Source organism: Paenibacillus glycanilyticus (genome assembly GCF_023715145.1).
Taxonomy (GTDB): domain Bacteria; phylum Bacillota; class Bacilli; order Paenibacillales; family Paenibacillaceae; genus Pristimantibacillus; species Pristimantibacillus glycanilyticus_A.
Map to the genome: position 1 here is coordinate 1,096,454 of NZ_JAMBNP010000001.1, position 18,123 is coordinate 1,114,576.

Here is an 18,123-nt window from a genome sequence, read left to right on the forward strand (position 1 = left end):
GTTCCGATGTTAAGAAAAAATCGCTCGTTCGCAAAAATGTTCGTCGCCTACGGCCTCTCGGCTTTCGGCGATTATTTCGATTTTATGGCAGTCACGATTCTTCTCGGCTTCATTTGGAAGGCGGACGCGATGACGATCGCGCTGCTGCCTCTTTGTTTTGCCGTGCCTGGTATTGCATTCAGCCAGTTTGCAGGGATTTTGGCGGATCGCTGGAACAAACGGAACCTGATGATCGCCACCGATCTCTTGCGCTCGGGAATAACCGTCATGCTTATCTTCGCCCCTACCGCGGGAGTTCTGCTCGGGCTGATCGCAATCCGATCAACCGCCCGCGTCTTCCACTTTCCCGCCCAACAATCAATGACTCGAGCCGTTGTTGCGCCAGATCAGCTCTTGCAGGCAACCTCTCTTAACGGAGCCGTCTTCCAGCTGTCCAAAATATTCGGGCCTCTGCTTGGAGCATCCGCGGCGTCTGCTTTCTCCCCTTCCGTCAGCATGGCGGTGAACGCGATCTGCTACGTAGTGTCCGCCTTCTTGCTCCTGCTTGTGCCCGTCGCTGATGGGCGCGTATTGGCCCCCGCATCGCCAACCAGGGAGAAGGTACGCTTGCGGGACGAATGGCGTGATGGATGGCGCTTTCTCTGGAACAGCCGCACCTTGCGCATGAGTCTTCTCTTCAGCTTGATCGGGCTAGCCGGCATCCAAATGATCGATGCTCAATTCGCCGTCCTCTTCCGCGAGATTGCTCCGGAACAACCCGATTTAATAGGCTGGCTCGTGACCGCGATCGGCGCTGGCGGACTCGCGAGCGTAACATGGCTTCGCCGTTACCAAGAGCTTACGGCATACGGACGGCTACTCGGAGGGGGCGTAGCGCTAATCGGCCTGATGTTCGCCGGAGCCGGCACTTTCCAGCAAGACAGTCCACTGTGGCTCATGCTGCTGGTATTTTTCATTGGAGGGATCGGTACCGGGTTTACCTCCTCGGGCATGAACTACATTCTGCAGAAAGAAACGCCGCCTGAGGCTGTTGGCCGCGTCAGCGGCATATTTGATTCCTTGAGCAGCATTATCTTCGTCATTGCTCCACTCAGCGGCGGCATGCTGATTGGTCTAATGGGAGCGAGCCGCACGTTCCTGATCGTCGGGCTCGCGGTTGGGATAATCGGTTTCGTCGGAATTGTGCTGCGTCGGCAGATGTGGGGAAAGACCGATACCCGGAAGCCGGAGGTTTCAAGTACCGCTTAAGTCGATTCATAATAGGGCCAGTCTGAAGGGTTTGGAGTACAGCTGCCCAAAGTCATTATTTTCCCTTTACTTCAACAACAGACCGACATATTTAACGTTCTCAAAGTCTTTGTGATTGCACTAAGATATAAATCATCTAGTGTTGCTGTAAGCCATCACCAATAGAATAGGTTGTCTATTAAACAAAAATTTTCATAATGATTCAGATAAAATAGATCCGCCTCCCTTTTACAAATCTTAATGAGCGTTTTTTCGCTTGCTCTCATGAACAACTCAAACATCGGCAGTCACAACAGATTGGAGTTTCCTTCGACGCAAAAGATAACTTACTGGTCCTTAAATAAAACAAAAGAGGCTCTCGATGAGCCTCCAGTGAATGGTTCATGCAATCAGTATCACTTCTTCGCGTTATAAAACTCATGATACATCTTCATAAGATCCCGCTTCTCGATCCTGGACACATAACTCCGGCTGATGCCCAACTCCTACGCAATCTCCCTCTGCGTCCGCTTATCGCCGCCATGATCCAGGCCAAACCGGCCACGGACTGCTTCCTGCTCCCGCTCATCAAATACATCAAGATTGCGGTAGATCTTGCTCTTCCCAATCTTCAGCTGCAACCGGTCCACCTTCGTAGCAATGATCCTATTTACCCATTCGAATATTCTTGACGGTTTTTCTTTCGATAGTCAAATTTTCATAAATTCTGTTTCCGCCATTTCCTAACGGGGATTGTGCCAATAAACCGACCTTGACAATCTCGTCTACAGGCAAAGCGAAAAATCTCATCATATCAAAATGTTCTCCATCCGTAGAATAGTGGAACGCAAACGATCTTCCGCTTCTGCACATTTGGAGCCACACTGTATTGTCATCAATGTTGCAGCCGTTTGCATCATCCGATTCTTCAATTGTAACCACACTAACGACTGCATGAGTACCGAAATCGGTTAATTCAAAACAAGCCTTTGCCCAGTGGGTCAAATCCTTCATGACCATGATGCAAGCCGAATCGTATGTATCCTTGAAGTCAAGCGATACCTTCACTCGCATTACGAAATCCCCGGATATTTCCGTATAGTAAAAAGGCGCATTAGACACAGATTCCGGTGTAATTCCTTCTTCTCCGGCTGCTCCGTGATGGCAAAAAAAGTCGCTTTTCTCTGTTGCGAATATTTCTATCCTGCCATCCGTTTCATTAATTTCACTCTCATTAATCCATGTAAAGTCCATTATTCTACCTCCTGAAATAAATTCTTTCGCCTTCGAAATCGTATGAATCGTTCACTTATAAAAATATCATACAGTTCAGTAGAGGACAGTACAAATATATGAATCCGTATCGCAGGATCCCACTTTGATCTATGACAAAAAGACAATCCACCTCAAAGAGTGGATTGTCTTTGCTTCAATCTGAGAATTCTTCCCTAGTCACTTCTTCGCCTTTTAAAACTCATGATACAGCTTCATGAGCGCTCTCTTCTCAATCCTGGACACATAACTCCGGCTAATGCCCAGCTCCTTCGCAATCTCCCTCTGCGTCCGCTCATCTCCGCCATGATCCAGGCCGAAGCGGTCGCGACTCACTTCCTGCTCCCGCTCGTCTTAATCAACATGAATTCGGAAGACAACAGGATAGGGGCCCCGCACCTCTCTCGTTCGGATTATCAACGCCTCATCGGTTCTTTCCCATACCGGCTTTTCATCAAACCCTAAAACATTGATTTCGCGGATGATGCCGTGGAAATGGTGAGCCCGCTCCTTCAACGATTTGATCTTCACGATTCCATCGTCCGGATAAGATAGAACGTGCGCATACAAAGCGCTCCCCTTCATCGTGAATCGGATGTCTTCGCTGGTGAACAATTTCGCCTTGCCGTCCGTGAACTGTCCTTCCTCCACTGCCGTAGGCCCTTCGCCGAACTTTCGCCAGAATGTGGTTCCGTAGATCGCCTCACCATTCGTCTTCAGCCAGCCGCCGATATCAAGAAGAATACGCCGGTCGTCTTCCGGAATCGTACCGTCGGCTTTGGGGCCAACGTTGAGCAGCAGATTGCCGTTTTTGCTCACGACATCGACGAGATCCTGAATAATCTCAACGGATGATTTGTAGTCCATCCCCTCGACATGACACCAAGAGTTGCGCGCTGCGGCGGTATCGGTCTGCCAATAGAACGGCTGCAGATCGGCGAATTGGCCCCGTTCGATATCAAGAACCGCGGAACCAAACTTGAAAGCATCGTGCTTGTAATTGATAATGCCTTGATATCCCCACTCGGCCGCGCGATTATAATAGTACGCCGCGAATTTCTTGAGATAAGGCTTAAATGCTGCCGTATGGATCCACCAATCGAAGTAAAAGATTTTGGGCCGGTAACGGTCGACCAGTTCGCAACACCTAAGCAGCCAATCCTCCAAATATTCCTTACTCGGCGGGGAACCGTACAAATCCTGATGATCGGGTTCCGGCATCGAAGGCCAGTAGAAATCGCCGCACGCAAGCGGTTCACGGATATCCGACTCGAACGTTTTGCCATGCGACATGAAAAACCAATGTTCTGCCCGGTGAGACGATATGGAAAAAACTAATCCCCTTGCCTCTAAGGCTGATTTCAGCTCTTCCAGCACATCTCGCCTTGGTCCCATCTCGAATGCATTAAATTTTGACAATTCGCTTTTGTACATCTGAAAACCATCGTGATGTTCCGCGACGGGCATGACATACCGAGCCCCAGCTTGCTCGAACAATTCGGCCCAATCGGCTGCATTAAACTTCTCCGCCTTGAAGAGCGGTATAAAGTCTTTATAACCAAACGTTTGATGATCGCCATAGGTCGCGCGGTGATGATCAAATTCTCGCGTGCCTTGGATATACATATTTCGCGGGTACCACTCATTGGCGAAAGCCGGTACGGCGTAGACGCCCCAGTGAATGAAAATGCCGAATTTGGCGTCCTTGTACCATTCCGGAATACGGAAACCGCTGAGCGAATCCCAGTCGTCGCTGAAGTTGCCCGATGCGACCTTCTCGTCAATTCGTTTTAAATATTCATTTCTATCCATCCTTACACTCCTTCCGCGTGTGCTATAATCCAATCATAGCGAGCCGGAATAGCTCGGAATACGGGTAAATGCGACGTCCATTAGGACAAATATGTCGCAATAGCGCAGCTAGGAGGACTGCCGATGGGGCATCCGATGATTCAATTAGATAATCTAGATCTCAAGCTTTCGCTTGGGAGGCTTGTTTTGAACGTGCTATATATTAAATCCGGGTTCTTCTACCATTCCATGCCCGAACATCGTCACAGCAACGGCAGCTATGAGCTCCATTACATTCCGTCCGGACACGGGCGCTTGATTGCGACAGGAAGAGAATTCCCGCTTTCGCCCGGCAGCTTATACATGACGGGACCTGGTATCGATCATGAGCAAATTACGGATCCATCCGATCCGATGTTTGAGTATTGTATTTTCTTCGAGGCGCTCCCGAGCGGGCGCAATCACCATGAACGGTTGTACGGGAGAAGCGGCGGCGATTCCGAAGATATCCGCGAAATAGCGCGATTGTTTTTGGAAACGCCATTCTGGATTGGACAGGACAGTCGGCAACTGCAGCATGTTTTCGAGAAGCTGGCTTGGGAAATAAATACCCGCTCAATAGGTTATCGGCGTAACATAACGATCCAATTGGAGCAGATCGTCATCGGACTTGTCCGGAACTATACGAACAATCGGCCGACGTTGCAGACTGCTCCACTGAAGACTTTGGATGATAAAAGAATGGTACTGATCGAGAACAACATCTTGTATAACTATAAGCATATCACGATTAGAACGCTTGCCGATCAGCTCGGCCTTAGCGTCAGGCAAACCGAACGTGCGGTTCACAAGCAATACGGGATGTCTCTGCGTGAAAAGCTGCTGGAAGCACGTCTGCAGGAAGCCGCTCGCCTGCTTGATGCAACCTTGCTGACAATCGGCGAAATCTCCGAACAAGTCGGATATCAGTCTTCCGAGTCGTTCACGTCGCATTTTAAAAAACGGCAAGGATTAACGCCAAGCGCTTATCGGGCGCGAACAATTGTGCCTACTATACAGTAGATAGACAGTTTAGTTAATTTTCAAGGCATTCAATATCTTTGATACGCATTCTTCCGTTGAATTCTCGTATGTATTGATCTCAACGTCGTATTTCATATTTTGATGTACAATTTTCAATTGTTCCTTTGCTATGCCGATAGTTCTATCACCACGAACGCGTTCACGTCTTTCCAATTCTTCGAGCGGACAATGCACGCCGACATATAATACATCTTCGTCCTTGAACTGCTCTAAAAAATCCACGGCATCGCTTTCCGCGTCTAAAACAGTATCAATAATAATGTTAAAAGAATATTCCGAGATAACTTTAGTCAGTCTGTGCAGTATAAATGTTAAAAAATGCAGGTCATAGTTTTGTTTGTTTATAATGTCCCATGTCGAAGGTTCTTTTTTATTGTTACGCATTTTTGATAGTAAACTACCTAGATCGTCAAATCCCAACACTAAATAATTTGGTAATTTTTCCGACAGTAGTTTTGCTATTGTAGATTTGCCTGAACTTGAAACACCGTTCAACAGGATAACCTTACCTTTAATCATAGTAAACTCCTTCTTTGGCATGATACATGGATTGAGAGAACAGATTATCCCCGCAGTTATCCACGTCTTAACTGACGAAACTGCTCAGGGGTTATTTTCTCCGACCTCCGGAACCGTTGAATAAAATAAGCACTGCTGGCGAAACCCACTTGATCGGCTACGTTCTTCACGGATAATTCGGTCGAGACAAGAAGTGCTTTAGCATGTACGATACGGCACTCTGTGAGAAACTCTATTGGCGTCTTTCCGATTAAGGAATGGAACTGTCTGCTGAAATGAGAGATACTGCAACCAGCCTGATTCGCCATTTGTTCCAGCGTTAAAGGCTGCTCGCTATGGGTGCGAATCCATTCCGCTGCCTCGATAAGCTCGCTCCTCTGTCCATGCGAAGGTGCTCCTAGGGTATCCCCTGCGTTCAGAGCGAGCTCGGCGAGCATCTCATAAAGCAGCGCCGATAGCCGCGCCTCCCCTCCTTGCAGAGAAGGGACGCCACAGGTAAGCAGCTTTCCCCACAGCACATCCAATCGTTCCGCATTCTTCCAAGAGAATATCCAAGCTTCGCTTTCCCCTTTGCCTTGAAGCAGCTCTTTAATTCCTGCTCCGTTGAAATGCACCCATCGGATGTCCCACGGTTCCTCCGTATCGGCATAATAACATTGTTTGACACCCGGACCATAGAGGAAGCCGGATCCTGCCTGCAGTTCCACGATCTCGCCACCGATTTCCAAATACCCTCTGCCGCCGCGCACGATATGCCAATTATACGAATCAAGCTGTCCGGCCTCACGATTCTCCTTATGCGTCGGATCATCAAAATAATGACCGAAAGAGTCAGGATAGCAGAAGAATCGGGTAAAGCGGGGTGGAGCCAAAAAATGATTAATCCTCATTTGATTCACCTCAAAATAGCATAATTGTAATACGTTTGATCAAATTATTCGGATTTACCCTCTCTTTTACAATGTTTATAATAAAGCTATTCAATTTTATTTAAGCATAATACTAACATATTTAGTTGGGAAGGGGATCTTTCGCATGTATTTCGGTGTAGATTATTATCCCGAGCATTGGCCGGAGGAGCGTTGGCCGATCGATGCCAAGATGATGAATGAAGCGAATATCAATATCGTCAGATTAGCGGAATTTGCTTGGGCCAAAATGGAACCGGAGGAGGGGATTTATGACTTCTCCTGGCTGGATCGTTCGATTAATATTCTGGCAAGCGAAGGAATGAAGATTATTCTTGGGACGCCCACTGCCGCAGCACCCAAATGGATGATGGACAAACATCCGGATATGTATCCGGTGGATGTCTATGGCTTAACGAAGGGCTTCGGAACGCGGAGGCATTATTGCTTAAATCATCCCATATACCGCGACTACTCCAAGAAAATCGCCCGGGCCATGGCGGAACACTATAAGGATAACGAGCACATTGTTGCCTGGCAGATAGACAACGAGTTCGGCGGTGCTTGTTATTGCCAGAGCGACTTGAATGCGTTTCGAATCTGGCTTAGGAACAAGTATGGTTCAATCGAGAAAATGAATGAAGAATGGGGAACGATTTTTTGGAGCCACACCTATCGAAATTGGGAAGAGATCATTCTGCCCCGATATTCCGCGAGTGATGGGTTTAGCCAAAACGGAGGCTCAAACCAGTTGCTGTCCACGCCATATAATCATAATCCCGGCATGCTGCTCGACTATCAGCGTTTCTTCTCCGATGCTACAGTATCGTATCAGCGCATTCAAATTGACGAAATCCGTGCATTCAGCACCTTACCGATCACACACAATCTCATGGGCCATTTCAGCGAATTGAATTATTTTGATCTGGGCCAAGATCTTGATTTTATCAGTTGGGATAATTACCCAAACCATATGTGGGCAAAATCCACGCCGACAGCAGTTTCAATGGCGCACGATCTAATGCGAGGCATTAAACAACGAAATTTCTGGATGATGGAACAACAGAGCGGACCTTGCGGTTGGCATTCGATGGGCGACACACCGGAACCAGGTCAAGTGCGTCTATGGACCTATCAGGCGATCGCGCATGGAGCAGAAGCTATGGTCTACTTCCGGTGGCGGGCATGTACGGTTGGTATTGAACAATATTGGCATGGAATTCTAGATCATGACGGCATCGGCCGGAGACGTTACAGGGAAATTACCCGTATTGGCAGCGAGATGGCACAGCTGTCGAATCTGATCGTCGATGCGACGAATCGCAATTCCGTGGCACTCGTTAAGAGTTACGACAACGCGTGGAGCCATCGGGCGCAGCCGCACAATCAGAAATTCTCGTATGGAGGCCTGTTGGATTCTTACTACAGGTCCATGGCCATAAATCATGTTGGCTTGGATGTCACTGGTGTGGATACGGACTTCACTCCATATAAGCTGGTCCTTATGCCAGCCTTCAATCTGATGACGGAAGATATCGCGGCAAAATGCAAGACTTACGTAGCAAATGGAGGATCCCTGCTTATTACGTTCCGCTCGGGTACGCGTACATGGAACAATCAGATGACCACCTTGACCTTCCCCGGTATGTTCAGCGAGCTGGCCGGAGTCGAACTGGAGGAATTTGATTCCGTAAACTTTGGAAGAACGGTTAGCATTAACGGTTCCTTCGGAGAAGGGACCGCTTCTGTCTGGTGCGACGTTCTGAAGCTTACAGGAGCACAAACACTGGCAAGCTATAATAGCCATTATTACAAAGGGACCCCTGCCGTCACCGTCAACGCTTTCGGCAAAGGCCATGTTTATTATGTGGGTTGCGATCTAGACGATGCCGCAATGGATAACCTGATGAACTTAATTATTGACCGCGAAGGTATCACCCGGAGCTTGCCCCAGAATTATGATGGAGTCGAAGCGGTCGAGAGAACCAAGGATGGCCAACATTATTTGATGCTTCTCAATCACAAGAACGAATCTATCGAAGTGGAATTGAGCGGCGTATTCGAAGATGCTTTAAGCGGGGCGATGATTGAAGAACGGATTATTCTGGAGCCTTATGCCGCACACGTTTTATTAAAGAGATGATACAAGTAAGAAAAACCGCCTTGATTTACGGCGGTTTTTTTATTGCCTCTCGAGCCGGCAGCCTCTAAGTAATTTCCAGGACGGCCTACTATCTCCCAAAATTTACGAGTTTGGAGCTACCAACTCCAATACTACAATACTAACTACTCCTTCACCGAGCCTATCATGACTCCTTTAACAAAATGTTTCTGCACAAAGGGGTAAATCACTAATATCGGAATTGTTGTGATAACAATAAGCGAATACTTCAACAGTGTCTCCATATTTTGCATCAGCGCAAGCTTTTGCGCGTCAAGCGTTGCCGACATGCCGGAATAGTCAATTTTATTTTCAACCAGTATTTGTCGCAAAACAAGCTGCAGCGGGTATAGGGATTGCGAATTCAAGAAGATCAGGGCATTAAAATAGGAGTTCCATTGGCCTACTGCGGCCCATAGTACCAGAACAGCCAGAATTGGCCTTGACAACGGAATAGCGATGCTGATCATAAATTTAAAGTCTCCGCACCCATCAAGCTGTGCCGCCTCATAGATTTCATTCGGCAATGAGGTCTGAAAGAATGTTTTTGCTATGATAATAGAGAAGACATTTAGCGCTGTTGGCACTATTAAGGCCAGTGGCGAATCCAGCATCCCCAGATCCTTGACCACAAGATAAAAGGGGATAAGTCCCCCGTTGAAGAGCATGGCAAATAAAATGGCCCAGATCCATATTTTACGCCCTGCCATTTCCTTTCTCGACAAGGGATACGCCATCATAATGGTTAGCGCTACGCTTAATACAGTCCCGCCTACTGTATAAAAAATGGAATTAGCAAAGCCTGTCCAGACCGCATTATACTTAAATACGCCAATATAACCATCCAGCGTTGGATCAACCGGCCATAGCCATACTTTACCGCTTTGCACAGCCGCTGCCGAGCTAAAGGATGAACTGACAATATAAATAAGCGGGTACAGGACCATGACGAGGACGAGACTCAGGCCAGCATATACACAGAATAAAAATATACGGTCTTGTTTGGATTCCCGGATTGCGGATATCTGTTTCACTAGAAGCTCTCCTCTCTACTTAGAATAAACTGTTGTCCGATACTTTCCGGGCCGTATAGTTGACGATAGAAATCAGGATTAATCCGATGATGGCATTAAACAAACCAATAGCGGCAGCAAAACTGAAATCAGCATTTACAAGACCCGCTTTATACACATAAGTTGAAATAATCTCCGACCGGCTTAGATTAAGATTGTTCTGCAGCAGATACACTTTTTCGAAGCCTACACTTAATAATCCTCCGACGCTTAGAATCATCAAGATAATAATGGTTGACCGGATTCCCGGCAGATCAATATACCGGATTTTTTGCAATCGGGTTGCCCCGTCTATTTTGGCTGCCTCATACAACTCCGGATTTACGCTTGCTAGCGCCGCAAGATAGATGACGGCTCCGTATCCGGTTTCCTGCCAGATCCCGGACCAGACATATGTGGACGAGAATCCATTTGCGCTCGCCAATACATTAGGCGGATTGGTATCTCCGAGTAAATGAAACAAAAGAGCAAGTGGTCCGCTTGTAGGAGAGAGGATGATCTGAATCATGCCCACCAGTATAACGGTTGAGATAAAATAAGGAGCGTAAGTGAACATCTGCACCGTCTTCTTGAAGCGCGCATGCCGCACTTCGTTTAACGCGATAGCCAAAAGAATGGAACAAGGAATCGAAACAGCGAGCGAATATACGCTTAAAGACAGCGTATTTTTTACAAGTGGCCAAAAATAGGGAGAAGTAAGAAATAACTCAAATTGCCGCAATCCAACCCAAGGACTTTTCCATATTCCATATACCGGGCTATAGTTACGAAAGGCGATTTGTACCCCCAGCATAGGCCAATAGCTGAATACAATTAAGAAGGCAGTTGGCAAAGCGATAATGGCATATAGAGGCCAATGTCTCTTTAGAGCAATACTCCGTTTCATTCCTATCATTCCTTCTTTAAAATAAATTGTGTCATCCCCCCGCAACGAGGAGGATGACACCTGTCTCGTGAGCTTCTCTCGGTATGTCCAATGTACTGAAGCTTTTAGACTTATTTGAGCGACTCCAAGTTCTGAATGACAGTCTCATCTCGTTGGAAGCCGCTAGTATCAAAAGGCTTCACCATGGCTTTCTGAGTAATAGAAAGATATTGATCCAGACCAAGCTTCTTAACACCATCAACATAGGACTTCCAATCCTTAGAAATCGATTTGTTGCCGACAATAAACTCGGCTGTCCACTGCTTTACGTAGTTATTGATATTGGTCTTCAAGAGAGAATACGATTGTGAATCTTTAGGATCGATCCAGATGGATGCAGGAACGACTTCCTTCGGCTGTTTTCCTTTGTAATCCTTTTCCGTATAGTATTGCAGCAGTGCCTCTGAACCAGATCCGTCCGCGGAAAAAGGAGGCTTGGCAACAATGCTGTTACGCCATTCTTCCGACTGATAAATAGGTCCGAGCTGATTCCAACCCCAAGTGAAAGGTGTTGGAGGCTGGAAATTGATGTCGAACAAGGCGGGATTTCCGGTTAATCCTTTTTCGCCGTCCTTGGCCTTTGTCCAATACTCCCCTTCAGGGCCGTAATCCGTAATCGTAGTCCCTTCCGTCGTCCAAATATAATCCAGCATTTTCATAACCGCGATTTTCTCATCCTCAGCAGCTTTGTTGGTTATCGCAAATACAGCCCCGCTTACACCGTTGCCGCTGAATGCCGCATACGAGACGCCATTTGGCCCCTTAAGAGGAGGAACCGTCTCCCAGTTCACAATATCACTCATATGATCAGCGCCAACCACGCAGTTCATACAGCCCCAAGGCACGACTCCGACTTCGTGATTAATCGCCTGCTTGCTTAGCACGTCATTGGTTTGCGTAAACGCCGCGCTGCTAATTAAGCCCTTCGAATATAATCCGTTCATATATTCCAGCCCTTGCTTCCACTCATCCTGAATGGCCGATAGCTCAACCTTGCCGTCCGTGACGCGCAAAAAGCTACCGCCATCATTGTAAGCAAAGGCATTCATCAGAAATGTTGTCGGATCTGAATTCCAGCCATCCGTGGAACCCGTCAGCGGCAAAATGCCGTTTTCCTTGAATACCTCCAGCATATGCTCAAACTCATCTGTCGTGGTTGGCATGCTCAGGTTGAACTTCTCCAGGAACGGTTTATACACCCAGAGCTTGCTGGAATAGTAGCAATGCAAGCAATAATTGTAGAATGGCAGGCCATATATGTTGCCGTCCGGCGCAATGATTCCCTGCTTAAGAGCAGGCGTATTCTCAATCGCATTCCATACATTAGGCGCATGAGCTTTCAGCAAATCGTTTAACGGAACAAACACGCCTTGCTGTCCATATTTAAGCAAATCCTCGTTACTGAAAGAACCGGCCCAAAACACGGAAGGATAGTCGCCGCTTGCAAGCAGAAGAGGCTGTTTTGTTGCTACGTCGGTATTCGGAACCGTAATCCAGTTAATGTTCATATTAAAGTTTTTTTCCGCATATTCGGTGAACCAGTTGCTGTCCAAATTTCCGTTAAAGCTGGATGTCCCTGCAAATAAATTTACGGTGACCGGCTCTGATGCTGATTCTGAGTTTGTACCTTTTACATTTGGCGAGCCTGAATTTTTTGCAGGACCTGAACCATTGTTTTGCGAGCAAGCGGCAAGCATCAACAAAACCATAACGAAGGTTAAAAATGCGGCTATTCGTTTTCTCTTATTCATTTGGGCACCCCTTTATTGAATTTGTTCAGCAAATGCATCTTCCAGCCCTACCGGGTTATTCAGAAACAACATCACTCCCTTCATAAGTCTGAATATTCTATTAATTTGATATATAAAATAATTCTATTTCATAACTCTTCAACACAAAATATAGCTCTGAAATAGAGTCCCGGGACTAAAGATATGTAAGCACTTACAAAAAAAGATAATTAGGCTTATTTAATTGCAATTTATGCCCGACTAGTCATTTCTTATATAAATTATATAAGATGGATCACGGAAGGAAAATCAGGTATAATGCAAGTATGATATAAAAAAATGAAAGTAGAGATGCCATGAAGCACTATATGAAACAAATGTTAGTCACCGCTCTTGACCGGACTCTGCCCATCTATATCGAACTATTGGGATGGAATGAATGGCAGGATGAATTCATACGCCCCCATGGCTATCACTGTTATCATTGGCTGCAGACGACAGGCGGAGAAGGACAATTTGAATGCGAAGGCAAAACCATTATTCTCGGTCCGAATCAGGGCATCTTGCTTCCCCCCAACGTTCCGCACCGTTACAAGACGACATCCTACCCTTGGTCAACCTGGTATATTACTTTTAATGGGAATATGGCCTCCATTCTCGTGTCTTCGCTTGGTCTCGCGACTTGCACCGCGATCAGCTGGGAGTCTCATTCTCGATTATCCACCTTGCACAAAAGAAGCCGAAATCTAGCAAGAAGCCATTTCGAATTTAACGGAATAGACGGCTCGGCATTCGTCTACCGCTTCCTGATGGAACTGAAGCGCTCGGGACAAGTGGATAACCAGCGCTCCTTTTCCCAGCATACCGCTCGTGTCATTCCATTAATCCGATACTTGGAGGAGAACTATTCGGATCCGTCTCTTGGACTAGACCAATTAGCCGATTATACCGGCGTTAGCCCGCAACGCCTGAATTACTTGTTCCGAATGGCAACGGGCATGAGCCCCTATCAATATCTCATTCACTTAAGAATTCAGAAGGCAAAGGAATTGCTGATCAACGAAAAAAACCTCACCGTTAAAGCCGTCGCTTTAAGAGTGGGTTTTCTGGACGCTAGCCACTTTGTATCCACATTCCGCAAGAATGAATTCATTACGCCGCAGAGTTACAGGGATCTTAACTAAGCTACTCTCTGAATTCCTGCGGCGTTACTCCAATCTGCTCTTTGAAGACTTTGATAAAATAAGTCGGGTTCTTATAGCCCAGGATGCTTGCAATTTCGTACACTTTGTAACGGCTGTCCTTCAACAGAAAGACAGCTTTCTCCATTCGCAAACGAAGCAAATATTCGGAAATGTTTTCTCCCGTTTCGCGCTTGAATACTTTGGACAAATGCGTAGGATGCATATACACGTGGTCGGCAATGGCCTGCAAGGACACATCTTCCGATAAATGGTCCTGCACATATTGATGAACCCGGGCAACAATGGAATGCCGGGAATCCGATAATTCCGTATTCAACTGTTCGCGAAGTTTGCTCAGCATGGTCATAGCCCAGTACTCCAGGTCGCCTAGGCTTTTCACTTCTCGTGATTCTTGCAGCCGATAGTCGGCGAGAAGCCCTCCGTTCTTATGAACGAAATACGAAAACGCGGACTTGAGCGAATAGTAAATTTCTGATAAATGCTCATTTGAACCGCTGTATTTCTCATTCCACTCCAGGAATACCTCTTGCAGCTTTTCATTTGCCGCCTCCCACTTGCCCGCTTCCAGCAAATGAGGCAGCAGCGGAGGCGTATACAAAGAAGCTACCACATGAGACGCAGGCCGCACGTTATCCGCTCCCAATCGAACGGTATAATCGCCTTCTTGATCAACTTGCGAGCGTATCGTTGCCAGGCACCGCTGATACATTTCTTCACTTTGAGACGGCAAAGAACCCGGGGGAGAAAGGATGACCGTTATCGTCAGATGCAGCAGTTCATTAACGGTTCTTTTCATTTGATCGCCTAGTTCATCGAATAGATGCGACTGTTCGGGGTTATGATTCTGAGGCTGGACAGCGAACAATAGATGACCGTACAAATCTTCACAGTTCCAATAGTTATACCGGTTATGGAGAAGCAGCTCCTCCGCAATATTCGAGACGGCATACCCTAATATGGACATATCAGAAGGCTCGTACCGCCGACCTCGGTCCTCCAAACGTATCAAAATGAGGGATACCGGATACTCCATATCGATCGAAATTCCGTACAAACGAAACTGCTCCTGCAGCTTTTTCTCCTGCAAAGCTCGTCCTTGAATTAAATTATTCAGCAGATTGGAACGTAGGACAGGCAAATTAAGATGAATCATGGATTGGGAATGCAGGTATGCAAGCTTTCGCTCCTGCTCCTGTTGCAAGTAATCGGCAGCTTCCCGCACGGCAGCGAGCAGTTCCTCATCCTTCACCGGTTTGAGCAAATAATGAGAGGCTTTATTCTTTAACCCTTGCTGCGCGTAATCGAATTCCGCGTGTCCGGTAAGCAGCAGGCACTCTGTCTCTGGCCAACTATTCTTAATCTCTCTGATTAGATCAATGCCATTCATCCCCGGCATGCGGATATCGGTAATGACAATGTCGGCAGCTTCAGCTTCCATGACAAGAAGGGCCTGCTTTCCGGAATATGCCGAGAGCACTTTAGTTATGCCTATTGTTTCCCAAGCTTGGATAGCAGCGATACTTTCGACCAAGTGCTCTTCATCGTCTACGATTAACAGCTTCATCCTTCTCCGGCTCCTCTCTCCAACGCAATTCCACACGAAGTCCAGATTCTCGATTGATGGACAGGTGCAGTCCGGCATCCTCGCCGTATCGAAGTTGAAGCCGCCGATTTACATTTTGCAGTCCGCAGCTGTCTGCCCCTTCACCAAACCGGCCAACTAACAATCTTTTGAGCGACTGCAGCCGTTCGTGCGTCATGGTTCCCCCATTATCCTCGACTGTTATCTTGTATTTCCCGTCACTATAACTTCCCGCTATTGTGATAAGCCCGATATCCTCCAGGTTTTCAATTCCATGAATGAGGGCATTTTCAACAATGGGCTGCAGGAACAATCGCGGAACCTTCACATTCATCATGTCCGGATCAACCCGAATGACATAATTAATGCGCTTCATGCGCAAACGATGAATCTCCAAATAATCCTTGGCATTCTTCAGCTCCTCGCCTAAATCCACCAACTGACGCTCCACATGCGTCGAATACCTGTAGTAATCCGACAAATGATAGGCCATCTGAAGTACCGCTTCCTTCTTGTCCAGCTTGGTCATGCTTATCATATAAGAGATACTGTTGTACAGGAAGTGCGGATTAATTTGGGACTGCAGCTGCTTCAGCTCAGCTTCGCGAGCATGCAGCTTCTGCTCCAACACATTCTCGATAAGCGTCTGAATTTGATCCGCCATTTCATTAAATCTGGAAATAATCAGCCGGAATTCGTTGCTTGCCTGGAACAAAATTCTGGATTTGTATTGTCCCATTTTGATCTGCTGCACGCCTTTGACCAATGCACGGAGCGGCATTTGAACATTGCGGTACAGAATCCATGATACGGCAATGCCAACAATAAGCAATAAACCAAGCACAAGATAATCAAATTGATTGCTCTTTCTTAGCGGTGTCAGTATATCGTGCAGCGGAACGATATTTACCACATACCCATCAAGAGACTCTACTTTGGAATACGCAAGCAGATAGGATATGCCGCTCATGTATAAGGTAATATCCCCTTCTCCATGAAGTCCGGTATTGTTTAATAACGACAAAGCTTCCTTAAGAAGCGTCGGCGGAATCGAATTGGCGGCTAGATAATCGTCTTTATTTTTATAAAACAAAGCATCTCCGCTGCCTTGCGACTGAAATTGATCCAGCAAGCGAATAACGTTGCTCATATCAAAGCTGATTTCGATAATGGAATTGGCTTGGCTTATGCCGTTCCCTCCTGCTATATGGGGTTCATAGGTCAGGTGTATGATCCTTCCCTTATCACCCGAACCGCTGACGTTCCATACGAAATTCCAATTCTCCCGGCTTAATTTTTCCAGCCGATCGGTCTCGTAACGAATGCCGTGAACGGTAGACAATGTTTCACCCGTATGGGGGGAATAAACGGTAATATCATTAACCCAGTTTGTAGAAGCGCTTTGCAAATAGAGCTTGTCCTGGATCACTTTCTTTCTTTTCACCTGTTCATAATAACTGTTGGTCAGCAGAGATAAGTCTTGAAACTCAATGACATTCGGATCTCTGATCAACATTTGAGAGTATGTTTCCATCTGCATAATGATATGATCCATCTGGGCGGCTAACGTCGATACGCGGCCTGTACTCGATTCCTTGATTTGCTGAGTAATCACGCGTTCGTTAACCCGATTTGAATATACGGAGACAATTAATACGGGAACCAGCAGCAAAATAAGTGCCCCTACCAATTTGGAAAAGAGACTTCGTTCCTTGTTGATCATCGCGATTACTCCCGACTCCCGATTTTTTGCCTATTCTATTCCTTCACGGCGCCCATCGTCAATCCTTGCACAAAAAAACGCTGCAGGAACGGGTAAACGATTAATATGGGAAGCGCTCCAATTAATATTTGAGCCGAACGTACGGTTCTTTCCGAAAGGACCTGCAATTGTCCGGGATCGATATTGGTATTCCTCATATCTCCGCTTTGTATAATCGTCTGAAGAAACGTTGCCAGCGGATATTGCCTGTAATCGGTCATATAGATTAATCCGTCGAACCAAGAGTTCCAGTGCCAGACCATCGCAAATAACGACAGCGTGGCCAGAGAAGGAAGCGATAAAGGAAGATAAATCGAAGTCAAGGATCTTAAGTAACCGGCTCCGTCAATATGCGCGGCCTCCTCAAGTTCTTTTGGGATTGCACGAAAAAACTGCATCATGAGAATGGTATTAAACACGTTAACTGCCGATGGCAGGATAAGAGCCCAAAGCGTGTTGGTTAAATGAAGCCCTGTAACTACCATATAGGTTGGAATGAGTCCGCCATTAAAGAGCATGGTAAAGACAAAAAACCAGGAATAAAAAGCCCTTCCGTAAAACGAGCGCGACAAGGTATACGCCGCTGTGACGGTCAGCATCATAGAAAGCAGAGTACCGGCAACCGTCCGCTCTACAGATAGAACCAGAGAGTGCAGGAACAAGGGATTATCCAGCGTTCTCAGATAGGCCTCTTTGTTAAACCCAACTGGCCAGAAATAAACCTGATTTGCCGTTGCTGCAGAACTCGAGCTGAAAGAAACAGCGGCCACATGGACAAGCGGCAGAATACATAATATGGATATAACCGTAAGCAGCAGCGCATTCGACGATGCAAACCAACGATATCGGAGTGTGTTACGATACATAAGATCAGCCTGCCTTTAC

The 18,123-nt window shown here is 46.7% G+C and carries 14 protein-coding genes and 2 pseudogenes; 4 read left to right on the forward strand and 12 right to left on the reverse strand.

Annotation, left to right across the window (positions count from 1 at the left end):
- The first annotated feature begins 6 nt into the window (after positions 1-6).
- Entirely contained in the window at positions 7-1,248 is a 1,242-nt protein-coding gene (locus tag M3194_RS05000; RefSeq protein ID WP_251652016.1) for an MFS transporter, read from the forward strand.
- A gap of 395 nt (positions 1,249-1,643) precedes the next feature.
- Here M3194_RS05000 and M3194_RS05005 read toward each other — a convergent pair.
- The 4 genes and pseudogenes from M3194_RS05005 to M3194_RS05020 form a co-directional block, all read right to left on the reverse strand.
- Positions 1,644-1,877 (reverse strand): annotated as a pseudogene (locus M3194_RS05005) (sigma factor-like helix-turn-helix DNA-binding protein); the annotation flags it as partial.
- Between the two features lie 16 nt (positions 1,878-1,893).
- A complete protein-coding gene (locus M3194_RS05010; RefSeq protein ID WP_251652018.1) occupies positions 1,894-2,481 on the reverse strand; it encodes a DUF1349 domain-containing protein in 588 nt (195 codons plus the stop codon).
- 213 nt (positions 2,482-2,694) lie between these two features.
- A pseudogene (locus M3194_RS05015) lies at positions 2,695-2,853 on the reverse strand (sigma factor-like helix-turn-helix DNA-binding protein); the annotation flags it as partial.
- Positions 2,854-4,311, reverse strand: coding sequence for an alpha-L-fucosidase (locus tag M3194_RS05020; RefSeq protein ID WP_251652020.1), 1,458 nt, complete (start codon positions 4,309-4,311; stop codon positions 2,854-2,856).
- 192 nt (positions 4,312-4,503) lie between these two features.
- On the opposite strand from M3194_RS05020, the gene M3194_RS05025 reads away from it, so the two are divergent.
- Positions 4,504-5,352 (forward strand): AraC family transcriptional regulator, encoded by an 849-nt coding sequence (locus M3194_RS05025; protein ID WP_251652155.1) that lies wholly within the window; start codon positions 4,504-4,506, stop codon positions 5,350-5,352.
- A 9-nt stretch (positions 5,353-5,361) separates the two neighbouring features.
- Here the strand turns inward: M3194_RS05025 and M3194_RS05030 are convergent, their stop codons facing one another.
- The gene (locus M3194_RS05030) at positions 5,362-5,892 is read right to left on the reverse strand and encodes a phosphotransferase-like protein (protein WP_251652022.1); all 531 of its coding nucleotides are present in this window, start codon (positions 5,890-5,892) and stop codon (positions 5,362-5,364) included.
- A 56-nt stretch (positions 5,893-5,948) separates the two neighbouring features.
- Entirely contained in the window at positions 5,949-6,782 is an 834-nt protein-coding gene (locus M3194_RS05035; protein ID WP_251652024.1) for an AraC family transcriptional regulator, read from the reverse strand.
- A 145-nt stretch (positions 6,783-6,927) separates the two neighbouring features.
- Here M3194_RS05035 and M3194_RS05040 point away from each other — a divergent pair, with 145 nt between their 5' ends.
- Positions 6,928-8,943 carry a beta-galactosidase gene (locus tag M3194_RS05040; protein ID WP_251652026.1) on the forward strand — a complete coding sequence of 672 codons (2,016 nt, stop codon included), beginning with the start codon at positions 6,928-6,930 and terminating at the stop codon, positions 8,941-8,943.
- Positions 8,944-9,086: 143 nt separating this feature from the next.
- Here M3194_RS05040 and M3194_RS05045 read toward each other — a convergent pair whose 3' ends face one another.
- The 3 genes from M3194_RS05045 to M3194_RS05055 form a co-directional block, all read right to left on the reverse strand.
- Positions 9,087-9,995 carry a carbohydrate ABC transporter permease gene (locus M3194_RS05045; RefSeq protein WP_251652028.1) on the reverse strand — a complete coding sequence of 303 codons (909 nt, stop codon included), beginning with the start codon at positions 9,993-9,995 and terminating at the stop codon, positions 9,087-9,089.
- A 19-nt stretch (positions 9,996-10,014) separates the two neighbouring features.
- On the reverse strand, positions 10,015-10,920 hold the full coding sequence (locus M3194_RS05050) for an ABC transporter permease (RefSeq protein ID WP_251652030.1): 906 nt from the start codon (positions 10,918-10,920) through the stop codon (positions 10,015-10,017).
- Between the two features lie 110 nt (positions 10,921-11,030).
- Complete coding sequence (locus tag M3194_RS05055; protein ID WP_251652032.1) at positions 11,031-12,710, reverse strand: type 2 periplasmic-binding domain-containing protein; 1,680 nt, start codon at positions 12,708-12,710, stop codon at positions 11,031-11,033.
- Positions 12,711-13,057: 347 nt separating this feature from the next.
- Here M3194_RS05055 and M3194_RS05060 point away from each other — a divergent pair, with 347 nt between their 5' ends.
- Positions 13,058-13,873, forward strand: a complete 816-nt coding sequence (locus M3194_RS05060) for an AraC family transcriptional regulator (RefSeq protein ID WP_251652034.1) — start codon at positions 13,058-13,060, stop codon at positions 13,871-13,873.
- A gap of 1 nt (position 13,874) precedes the next feature.
- Here M3194_RS05060 and M3194_RS05065 read toward each other — a convergent pair whose 3' ends face one another.
- The 3 genes from M3194_RS05065 to M3194_RS05075 are packed head-to-tail and all read right to left on the reverse strand — an operon-like array spanning position 13,875 to position 18,104.
- Complete coding sequence (locus M3194_RS05065) at positions 13,875-15,458, reverse strand: response regulator (protein WP_251652036.1); 1,584 nt, start codon at positions 15,456-15,458, stop codon at positions 13,875-13,877.
- Complete coding sequence (locus tag M3194_RS05070; RefSeq protein WP_251652037.1) at positions 15,433-17,199, reverse strand: sensor histidine kinase; 1,767 nt, start codon at positions 17,197-17,199, stop codon at positions 15,433-15,435. The genes M3194_RS05065 and M3194_RS05070 overlap by 26 nt, the downstream gene beginning before the upstream one ends.
- Before the next feature lie 35 nt (positions 17,200-17,234).
- Positions 17,235-18,104: a carbohydrate ABC transporter permease gene (locus M3194_RS05075; protein ID WP_091179955.1), complete on the reverse strand. Its 870-nt coding sequence runs from the start codon at positions 18,102-18,104 to the stop codon at positions 17,235-17,237.
- Positions 18,105-18,123: the final 19 nt, after the last annotated feature.